Source organism: Johannesbaptistia floridana (genome assembly GCF_057440575.1).
In genome coordinates this window covers 1-9,869 of the sequence record NZ_JALKVM010000267.1, presented here as the reverse complement: position 1 = coordinate 9,869, position 9,869 = coordinate 1, and the positions used below count along the sequence as shown (strand labels likewise).

Annotated in this window: 11 protein-coding genes; 8 read left to right on the top strand and 3 right to left on the bottom strand. The window is 39.2% G+C overall.

Annotated elements, in window-relative coordinates:
* Window positions 1-341: 341 nt before the first annotated feature.
* Window positions 342-908 (bottom strand): DUF2808 domain-containing protein, encoded by a 567-nt coding sequence (locus MW688_RS16800; protein ID WP_486737167.1) that lies wholly within the window; start codon window positions 906-908, stop codon window positions 342-344.
* A 50-nt stretch (window positions 909-958) separates the two neighbouring features.
* Between MW688_RS16800 and MW688_RS16795 the strand changes: the two genes are divergently transcribed.
* Together MW688_RS16795 and MW688_RS16790 are read left to right on the top strand one after the other, a co-directional pair.
* The gene (locus MW688_RS16795) at window positions 959-1,105 is read left to right on the top strand and encodes a hypothetical protein (RefSeq protein ID WP_486737166.1); all 147 of its coding nucleotides are present in this window, start codon (window positions 959-961) and stop codon (window positions 1,103-1,105) included.
* Between the two features lie 219 nt (window positions 1,106-1,324).
* Window positions 1,325-2,266, top strand: coding sequence for an asparaginase (locus MW688_RS16790; protein WP_486737165.1), 942 nt, complete (start codon window positions 1,325-1,327; stop codon window positions 2,264-2,266).
* A gap of 183 nt (window positions 2,267-2,449) precedes the next feature.
* On the opposite strand, the gene MW688_RS16785 is transcribed toward MW688_RS16790, so the two are convergent.
* Together MW688_RS16785 and MW688_RS16780 are read right to left on the bottom strand one after the other, a co-directional pair.
* Complete coding sequence (locus tag MW688_RS16785) at window positions 2,450-3,511, bottom strand: mannose-1-phosphate guanylyltransferase (RefSeq protein ID WP_486737164.1); 1,062 nt, start codon at window positions 3,509-3,511, stop codon at window positions 2,450-2,452.
* 55 nt (window positions 3,512-3,566) lie between these two features.
* Window positions 3,567-4,100, bottom strand: a complete 534-nt coding sequence (locus MW688_RS16780) for a gamma carbonic anhydrase family protein (RefSeq protein ID WP_486737163.1) — start codon at window positions 4,098-4,100, stop codon at window positions 3,567-3,569.
* 96 nt (window positions 4,101-4,196) lie between these two features.
* Here MW688_RS16780 and MW688_RS16775 point away from each other — a divergent pair, with 96 nt between their 5' ends.
* From MW688_RS16775 to MW688_RS16750, 6 genes are all read left to right on the top strand, one after another.
* Complete coding sequence (locus MW688_RS16775) at window positions 4,197-4,706, top strand: TIGR02652 family protein (RefSeq protein ID WP_486737162.1); 510 nt, start codon at window positions 4,197-4,199, stop codon at window positions 4,704-4,706.
* Window positions 4,706-5,110 carry a VOC family protein gene (locus MW688_RS16770; protein WP_486737161.1) on the top strand — a complete coding sequence of 135 codons (405 nt, stop codon included), beginning with the start codon at window positions 4,706-4,708 and terminating at the stop codon, window positions 5,108-5,110. The genes MW688_RS16775 and MW688_RS16770 overlap by 1 nt, the downstream gene beginning before the upstream one ends.
* A 74-nt stretch (window positions 5,111-5,184) precedes the next feature.
* Complete coding sequence (locus MW688_RS16765; protein WP_486737160.1) at window positions 5,185-5,976, top strand: glutathione S-transferase; 792 nt, start codon at window positions 5,185-5,187, stop codon at window positions 5,974-5,976.
* A gap of 593 nt (window positions 5,977-6,569) precedes the next feature.
* Complete coding sequence (locus tag MW688_RS16760; RefSeq protein WP_486737159.1) at window positions 6,570-7,073, top strand: SET domain-containing protein-lysine N-methyltransferase; 504 nt, start codon at window positions 6,570-6,572, stop codon at window positions 7,071-7,073.
* 11 nt (window positions 7,074-7,084) lie between these two features.
* Complete coding sequence (locus MW688_RS16755; RefSeq protein WP_486737158.1) at window positions 7,085-8,287, top strand: LL-diaminopimelate aminotransferase; 1,203 nt, start codon at window positions 7,085-7,087, stop codon at window positions 8,285-8,287.
* 20 nt (window positions 8,288-8,307) lie between these two features.
* Window positions 8,308-9,249, top strand: coding sequence for a 2-hydroxyacid dehydrogenase (locus MW688_RS16750; protein ID WP_486737157.1), 942 nt, complete (start codon window positions 8,308-8,310; stop codon window positions 9,247-9,249).
* Window positions 9,250-9,869: the final 620 nt, after the last annotated feature.

The window sequence follows — 9,869 nt, the reverse complement described above, 5'->3', positions numbered from 1 at the left end:
ATTACTCATTACTCATCTAGCGGTGCGTTACGGGCTTCGCCCTAACACACCCTACTATAGCTTTCTGATGCCGTAGCCGCCGCCTTTGTCTTAGCCAGACGAGGGATGAAACTTTCAGAACGAATAAAACCCCACTCCTTAACCGCCTATCTTGATGTGAAATCAAGAAAGCACGTATGGAGTGGGTGGAACAAACTGAATAAATTCTTAAACAAGTCAATTTCTTCTCGTCATGAGTATTATGGAATCTTTAACTGGGACTTGCTGAAGTAGTAGGGGCGCAAGGCTTGCGCCCTTTTGAGGCTAAACAAAAGGCATTAACTAGGGAAAAAATCAGAATATTAGAAAACTCCTGGATCGCTATAAAATTGTAATCTTCCAACACCTAAATATAAACCTCGTGATTTTTCGTCATTAGGAAAAGCAGTTACTCCAAATTGGTATGTACCCGCATAGCGAGGATTTTTGACGGGTTTTAAACCAACGGTAAAAGTACTCCCTGGAGGAATGGGATTTTCTAAAATAATCGTAATTTGATGATTATTTTCAGCTTCTTGAGTAACACTAGTTAAAGAGAGAGGCTCGCCTTTTTTACGAGAATTGCCCATAAAAGCAACTGTATCATCAAGATTAAAATCAATTTCCTCTTGAGATACTTTTTGCTCAATTACTAATTTTTGTAAACCTTCACCACTGTTTGAGGGCAATTGAATAGTAAAGTAATAGGTCGCTCCCCAAACATATACACTATTTCTAGTAGTACTGACTTTCTCAAGAGTAGGAGATTGATCAAAGAATACTGTACCATCAGGAAATTGTCCGGCTACAGTAGAATTGATAGAAACAAAACTAATAGCGCTTATAGTTGAAAAAATAGTTAGTTTAGATAAAGATTTGATAAATGTCATAATATTTACTTGAATGGCAGCTTGGTTTCTACAAATAGGATAATTAAAATATGATGTCTTTAGCACAACAGTTTGAAGAATTAGGCTGGGTGGTTATTAAAAATCTCTTATCAGAACCAGAAGTAATTGATTACAAGGCTAAATTAAAACTTTTGTCAGGTTTAGATTGTCAACAATGGCGCGATCTCCCTAAGTAATTTAGATTTTATTCCACTTTCATCTAGAGTAAACCAGCTAGAGCAAATTTGATTCTTAATCGGCGTTTATGTCCTCTGGTTAAGTAAAATAATTATGATATCTTAAAGTTCAATTTAGATACAAAAACAGCTTATCTGTATTAGTACAGAAACAGAGAAGATCCAAAATAAATATTGATTAGGGTAAAATCAAAAATATAAATACAAATATTAGAGTTAATGACCATCAGAACAGAAGCACCAACGGTAGAAGTACGCTTACTAAGAGAAGGAATCATAGAGTCAGTGCATCAAGTAGAAGCAACTGTCTGTGATCAAAAAGGTAGAGTGTTATTAGTGGCGGGAAATGCAGACAATAACACCTTTATTCGTTCTGGACTAAAACCTTTTCAAGCCCTAGCAATCGCCACTAATGGTATCCTAGAACATTATAATCTCAATGACCAAGATTTAGCAATTATTTGTAGTTCCCATCAAGGGACAATCCAACAAGCCAGACAAGTATTTCGTATCCTGTGGCGAGCCGAAATTGAAGCCGATAAACTCCAGTGTCCGGTACCTGAAAATAAACGTAGCCCATTAGAGCATAATTGTTCAGGTAAACACGCAGGCATGTTAGCAGTAAGCAAAAAATATAATTGGTCTCTAAGTAATTATTTACAACCTTCTCATCCGGTACAACAATTGATTTTAAAAAAAGTTGCCGAAATGTTACAAATACCCGGAGCAGAATTAATTAACGCCCACGATGATTGTGGTGCTCCAACATACTTTATGCAACTTAGACAAATAGCCTTTCTCTATGCACAATTAGCTTCAGGGAATAATTTAGAATTAGAGAGAATAGTTAGGGCAATGACTCGCCATCCCGAGATGATCTCCGGTCAAGGTGGATTTGATACAGAATTAATGCGTCTGAGTGAAGGAGAATTAGTCAGTAAATCTGGTGCAGAGGGAATCCAATGTATAGGACGTGTAGGTCAAGGAATGGGGTTAGTCATCAAAGTAAAAGATGGAGCAAAAAGAGCAAAATACGCCGCAGCTATTTACTTACTCAGGCAAATGGGCTGGATTAGTCCCAGTGTTGCCGAAAGTTTAGGAGAGAGTTTTTTGAGTTTAGGTGATTATAAACGCCTAGAAGTCCTAGGAGAATTAGTTTGAGTAAACAAAAAGCGATCGCCAGTAGTAAATAGGCGATCGCCTGATATCATGTCCGTTTAATTAGTTATGATAAAGTTCTACCTTCATACCTTCTTCCTTCCCTTCTGCCTCTCTTGCCTCGGTGCCTCTCTTGCCTCACCTCATTTTTATGGTAAGTATTCACCCGAACTTGATATGATGCCCTTAAAGTAAGTTTGAAAATTTAGGATTACTCTGTAATGATTTAAGAACTTGTTTAATTGACTGAGTATGTTCTTTGTTGACTACCAAAGTAACCGGACCATCTCTAACTATGACTAAATCTTCCACACCGATAGTCACAATAACTTGTTGATTATCTTCAGCATAAACTAAACAATTGTGAGTATTATCATCAATATGTTCACCTATAGAAACATTATCACTATCTCCTTGGAGTAATCTAGCTAAAGCATTCCAATCGCCCAAGTCATCCCAACCAAAACTAGTAGGTAAAACATAGGCAAGAGAAGTTTTTTCCATCAAAGCATAGTCGATACTAATTTTGGGGAGTTCAAAATAAGCATCTTTACCCTTAGCTTCTAAAAGAGAAATAATCGATGGTGCGTGTTGGCGCAACTCATTTAAAACCACACCAGCGCGAAAAACAAACATCCCACTATTCCAACTATAACCGCCAGATTCTAGAAAAGATTCTGCTGTAGGGCGATCTGGCTTTTCTGTAAAGCGATTAACTCTATAAACAGGTAAATTACCAAAAGTCCCCTTCATTTCTGCTTGTTCGATATAGCCGTAACCTGTAGAGGGATAATCTGGACTAATTCCTAGGGTAACAATCGCCTCAGCAGTAGCGGCTAATTCAGCGGCGGCATTAAGAGTAGCTTGAAACAATTGTTGATCTCCAATCCAATGGTCAGCAGGAAAAAAACCAATAACTGCATCTTCACCAAATCTTTTAGCCACCTCCAAACTAGCCCAAGCCACAGCGGGAGCGGTATCTTTCCCCTCTGGTTCGACTAATAAATTCTCAGAGGGTAAATCAGGTAATTGAGTTTCTACCCCATCGGCTATCAAGGCAGAGGTAATCACCCACAAATTCGACCAACCTCCCGCTAAATCCAAGAGGCGATCTGCTGTTGCCTGTAAAAGGCTTCTACCACTACCATCGAGAGATAAAAACTGTTTAGGTCGTTTTTTGCGACTTAGGGGCCAAAATCTCTCGCCTTTTCCCCCAGCTAAAATCACCGGAATTAATGATTGAGTCATACACTTATCCAAAGTTTAGTTAAAAAATATCATACTGAATTATCCTTCAAAAACCTCAAAATCCTAAATCATTACCCTTACCACTGTGGACTAAAGCTAGTTTCATATATTTTTCTGCATGGTCCCGCAATTCTTTTGCCTCTTCTTCTGAGACGGGACGAACTTTTTTAGCAGGAATACCCACCACCAAAGATTGAGGGGGAATATCTTTGGTGACAATCGCCCCGGCGCCCACAATACTCCCACTCCCTACCTTGACTCCGTTCAAGATTACTGCACCAATCCCAATTAAACAACCTGCTTCGATATGAGCAGAATGAATGACCGCACGATGGCCGATAGTTACATAATCTTCTATAATTGTCGGTTGACCCGGGTCTCCGTGGATAATTGCCCCGTCTTGAATGTTAGAATAGGCCCCTATTTCGATTCTCTCCACATCCCCACGCACCACGGCATTGTACCAAATACTTACTCCAGTTTTGATGATCACATTGCCAATAACTGTAGCATTAGAAGCAATGAAAGCCCCTTGGGAATCATCAACAGGAGGCCAAAAAGATTGATTAAGTTCTTCTGATTTGTTCATCTTTTAAATATCTTCTGAGTATAGTCAATGATTAAAGCTATATAATAGAGCAAAGATTGCCCATTGATTGTAGTTCTAAACGATAATTAATTTTTGATGAACTCAGCACATATTAACCCTATTTTTGGTCCTGAAATTATCTGCCCCCATTGTCGGCAAAATATTCCGGCTTTGACTTTGACAGATACTTACTTATGTTCTCGCCATGGTGCTTTTGAAGCAGATCCGAAAACCAGGGAACTGATTCATCTTCAATCAGGACGCCATTGGCGAATTTGGGACGGTAAGTGGTACCGACAACATACCCATCCTGATGGTATTCGCTTTGAAATCCATGAGGCATTAGATCGCTTATATTCTGAAGGTTATCGCGCCACTAAGGTAATTATTGCTAATCGTTATCGCTCTCTGGTTAGTTCCTATTTTGATAAATCTTCTAAACGTTCTAGTAAACAGGAAAGAGACAATTTACCCCGTTTATATGGTCTTCCCGTCGCTTTTAGCCCCGAAACTTCAGAAGACCCCTGCTGGGATGTGATTAATTTTTCCCTAGAAAAAGAACCAGGAGCGCCTACTCGTTATCCTTATTTTCGTCTATTTGAGTGATGCTACATCATATCTCTATTCGTACAGCAGATATTCATCGGGCGATCGCCTTTTATGAAAAGCTCGGTTTTAGCGTCCAAGAACGTTTTACTACTGGTTATACCCTCGCCTGTTGGCTTTCAGGTATACACGGACGCATTGAATTGATCCAAATACCAGAACCAAATCCCGCCCCCGATGCTTTCTCTGATGAGCACTATGTGGGCTACTATCATATCTCTTTCGATTTGACCGAAACTACTTCTGATTTGCACAGTTGGTTATCTAATCTACAAAGGGAATTGCCCAATCTATCTATTCTCTTACCTCCTGCACAACAAATGATCGGCGATCGCCTTTACGAAGTTATGTTCTTAGCAGATACCGATGGACTCCCCTTAGAGTTTATTCGTCTCCTGAAATAATTACAAATTTGCTAACTATCTCAATTCCGTTAAGATATTCTTAGTAGTTTTCCTACTAAATAAAAGGAGTTTCCGTGTTAGATTTATATCAATTTGAATTATCCCACTATTCTGAAAAAGTAAGATTTATCCTAGACTATAAGGGGTTGAACTATCGTAAAATCGAAGTAACCCCCGGTGTAGGACAATTTGAACTCATGCGCCTTTCAGGCCAAAGGCAAGCACCAGTACTCAAAGATGGAGATACAGTAGTAGCCGATTCCACGGAAATTGCTAACTATCTAGAACGCAAATACCCTGAACCTGCTTTAATTCCTATAGATTCTTTAAAAAAGGGTCAGTGTTTACTGATGGAAGCTTGGGCTGATGAATCCATTGGTCTTAATAGCCGTAAGGCATTTGCTGGGGCTTTAAATCAATATGGTAATTTTCGCAGTTCAATTCTTCCTAGTAATACACCAGAACTTATCAAAGGTTTAGTACGTTCAGTCCCAGGAGAATTTTTAGATATCCTGGGGACTGGTGTTGGTATGGGTGGTGACTCAGTTAAGGAAGCACAAAAAATCCTTAAACAAAATTTAGAAGCTTTAAGCTTAATTTTGTCTAATCAGCCATACTTAGTAGGAGACCAACCAAGTTTAGCTGATTTCGCTGTGGCAGGTTTAAGTATGTTGCTGAAGTTTCCCTCTGGTTCTTATTTAGATATTCCTGAAGAACTTAAAGGTAAAGGCATCCCCGGATTAGCAGATAATAGTAATTATAGTGTATTTTTTGACTGGCGCGATCGCCTCTATACTGACTATAGAAAGGGTCAAAGTTCAGGAAATATACCCGGGTCTCCTCCCCAATCCATAGAAATTAGTTAATTTATATATGTAACCGTTGAACGCACCCCATCCAAATCGAAGATTATGGATGGGGATTCATTCGCATCAAGAAGCATACAAACTTCTCAATGTCCCCAGAGTTACAGGCGTTCGCTGTGTGCCGGAAGAACTTTTGCTTTCGTACACCCTAGAAAAATATTGATCACGGGGCTTACAAGCCTTGGAGGAAACCTCCAAGGACAGCCCCTCACCAATTAAGACAGAATACCAATACCTAGCCCCGATATTATATGAAGCGGATAAATCGGCATTATACTGTTTACCAGAGCGACATGATATGAAAGATATTTTAGGATATCGTGTGCATCTTCATCGCCATTATCCAACTGGTCAATATTTATAATTTTAGTAACCGTTTATGGGGTAGAAGAGCGATCGCTCTTTTTGTGAGAAATGCGGGATAATTCACTCAATACTTTATAAGCGAAAATAAAAGGTTCGTGCAACCAGTTCGTTAATTTTTGTGAATATTTGATTCACTTCGCCATTCCTAACAACAGATCATAATAGAATAAGACTGATTTTAGAACCAATTTTTTTTCAGCAAACCTAACTTAAACAGGAGCAATCTCATGCTTGTCACTGCCAGAAATACGATCAAACACACCGTCTCACCCTTTGCTGAGATTTGGGAGTGTTCGGACACTCAAAACAGATCTTTACATACAACTGTTGAGTTTAAGGAAGGACAAGTTATCACTAATTTTAGACCCAAGAAAATCCTCAGTAGCCCCAATTATTTAACTGTCCAAATTGGAGAGCATCAACATATTATGCTTGCTCCTGACTTTTTGCAATATATCAATCATAGCTGCGAGCCTAATGTTTTTTTTGCTCCGACAAATAGGATCTTAATTGCTCTTAGAAAAATAGAAATAGGCGAACAGTTAACCTTCTTTTATCCCTCAACAGAATGGTCGATGGATAGAGGATTTAATTGTACTTGTCAAAGCGAAAATTGTTTAGGAAAGATTCAAGGATCTGCCCATTTACCTTTCCATATTTTAGCACAATATAAACTATCGAATTATATACAGCAAAAGCTAAAAAGTGAGTCGATAGCTAACAAAACCTAAATTCTATCATAATGGCTAATAAAAACTTAAACCTCAGCCAATTAACTGGAGAAAAAACCTACTGTGAAATCATTTTTAAGCAAGTTTGGAAGAAGGTTGAAGCCTATCAATCTACCCAACCCCAACAGAAAATTTTTATGATGGCCTTTGGCGATACCACTCAACCTTTACCACCTACAGTGGTTCAAGCCCTGGTACAAGCAGCTAATCGTTTGGGGGAGTGGCAAACTTATACCGGTTATGAGGATATTAACGGAAACCCCACCCTAAGACAAGCAATTTGCACGAACTACTACCAACAAAAAATGGGGATTGAACTTGCACCAGAAGAAGTTTTTATCAGCGATGGCGCACAATCTGTTTCGGTTAATATTCAAGACCTATTTGCTACCAATAATAAAGTAGGCGTACAAAACCCTGCTTATCCTTCCTTTGTGGAAGGAACCCTACTTGCAGGTCGTTCATTGGTGAATTTGCCCTGTTGCGAAGAAGATAATTTTGTTCCCAAACCGCCAGAGGAAAAAGTAGATTTGATTTATCTGTGCTTTCCCAATAACCCCACAGGAGGAGTTGCTACTCGCGAACAACTTCAAGGGTTTGTTGACTACGCCAAGACTAATCAAGCGGTCATTATTTTTGATGCAGTTTATAGCCAGTTTATCACGACCCCAAATAGCCCCCGGAGTATTTATGAAATTGAAGGAGCTTGTGAATGTGCCATTGAAATTGGCAGTTTTTCAAAGATGGCCAATTTCACAGGTTTGAGAGTAGGTTGGTGTGTGATTCCCAATGCTTTGACCATTAAGGATACCCTTCCTGGAGAATTAAATGATTTATGGCGAACCCGAAATGCCATTAAATTTTGGGGAACAGCTAATATTGCTCAACAAGGAGCGATCGCAGTTTTATCAGAAATAGGGCAAAAAGAAAGCCAGACGGTGGTAAATTATTACCGACAAAATGCTTATCTGCTTCGGAAAGGCTTGGAAAATAAGGGGTTAAAGTGCTTTGGGGGCATTGATAGTCCTTTTGTCTGGGTAAAAGCCCCTCAAGGCTTATCTTCTTGGCAGTTTTTTGCACAAATGTTGCACTCGACTGGCATTGTCGGAGTCCCTGGTTGTATATTTGGGTCGAGTGGAGAAGGCTATTTGCGCCTCAGTGCGTTAGGGCGACGCGAAGAAATTATTGCTGCTGTGGTGGAAAATAATTGTTAAGATAAACAGGAGTTTGAACAATGTCAGTGCTGATACTTGCAGAAATAGAGCCAACAGATACTTGGTTTAACACATTTATTGCCCAATTGAAGAAAAATGAGCCAAATTTAGATTTGCGAGTATGGCCTGAATATGGACAGCCCAAAGAAATAGAGATAGTGTTAGCATGGTGTCCACCACTTGGGGTCATGCCAAAATTTCCTAACTTAAAGCTGATTATCTCTTTGGGATCCAGCGTGGATCGAATTTTGCTAGACCCTGATTTACCTGATTACATCCCGATTGTGCGTCTCGTCTCTGAAGGGAAAACATGGCAAATGACAGAATATGTTACTCTAGCGGTTTTGCTCTTTCAACGGCGATTGTTAGAGTATCAAGCTTTAGTGCGATCGCAGCGATGGCAATATCTACCCGCACCTGATGCGATTTCATTCACAGTGGGAATTTTGGGGTTAGGGGTATTAGGTTCAATCGTTGCCAAAAACCTCGCAGCCATGAGGTTTCCCGTGCGAGGATGGAGTCGAACCCCCAAGACAATTATGGGAGTGGAATGCTTTCACGGGAGGGAACAGTTTGAGCTTTTTTTGAGCAAATGTCGAGTCATCATCTGTTTACTGCCAATTACTCCACAAACTGAAGGTATTCTCTGCCATGACACTTTTTTAGCTTTACCTAAAGGAGCTTACTTAATTAATGTTGGTCGAGGAAAACACTTGGTAGAAGCAGATTTATTAAATGCTTTAGAGTCTGGTCAAATTGCAGGGGTCTGTTTGGATGTTTTTGAAACTGAACCCTTACCTCCTGACCATCCTTTTTTGGAGCATCCGCGCATTATCCTAACACCCCATATTGCAGCTCCCGGTCAGCCAGAGGTTCTCGCTGCTCACATTATCAATACTATTAAGTTAAGTCGTTCAGGACAACCGTTAGAGCATATAGTTGACCGAAATCAAGGCTATTAGAGTGGTAGTGAAGTAAATCTGTGGAAAGATAGATGAATTATGATAAATATCGGATTAGTATGATGATTGAAGAATAGTATGAACTTCGTTAGGACTGAGATGGCGGTTGTAGTAAATAGTATCAAATAAAAAACTTAAAAACTAAATAAGCTGTTAACTATCTAAATTGAACTGTGAAGACGAGGAAGGAACATCGAAAGGAAAGTGAGAACTATCAGCTTTTTCAGTTAATTTGATAATATTCAGTTGGATCTCTCGACATTATGGTGTAAATTGTATTCAATGTAATCAGATATATGAAGAATTGTATAAGTACCGTCTTATATGACCATCAATTCATGCCACTGCCATTAACGGCCATTTCACTAATTTAAAAATTGAAAGAAAGCATTTGAGATTAAGAACGAGAATAAAAAGGTTACAGCGAAAAACGATTTGGTAGTTAGTTTGTTTATCAATCGCTATGAATTTGGTTTAGCAATTTGAATAATACAACAGATTAAGAACATCATTTTCCTACACCCCTGAACGCTTACCATATTTTTGTTCTCCCCTGAACGCTTACCTTGGATTTAATGGCTTTTTGTGGGAATCTAAAACGAAAACTCCCATGAGTTTAA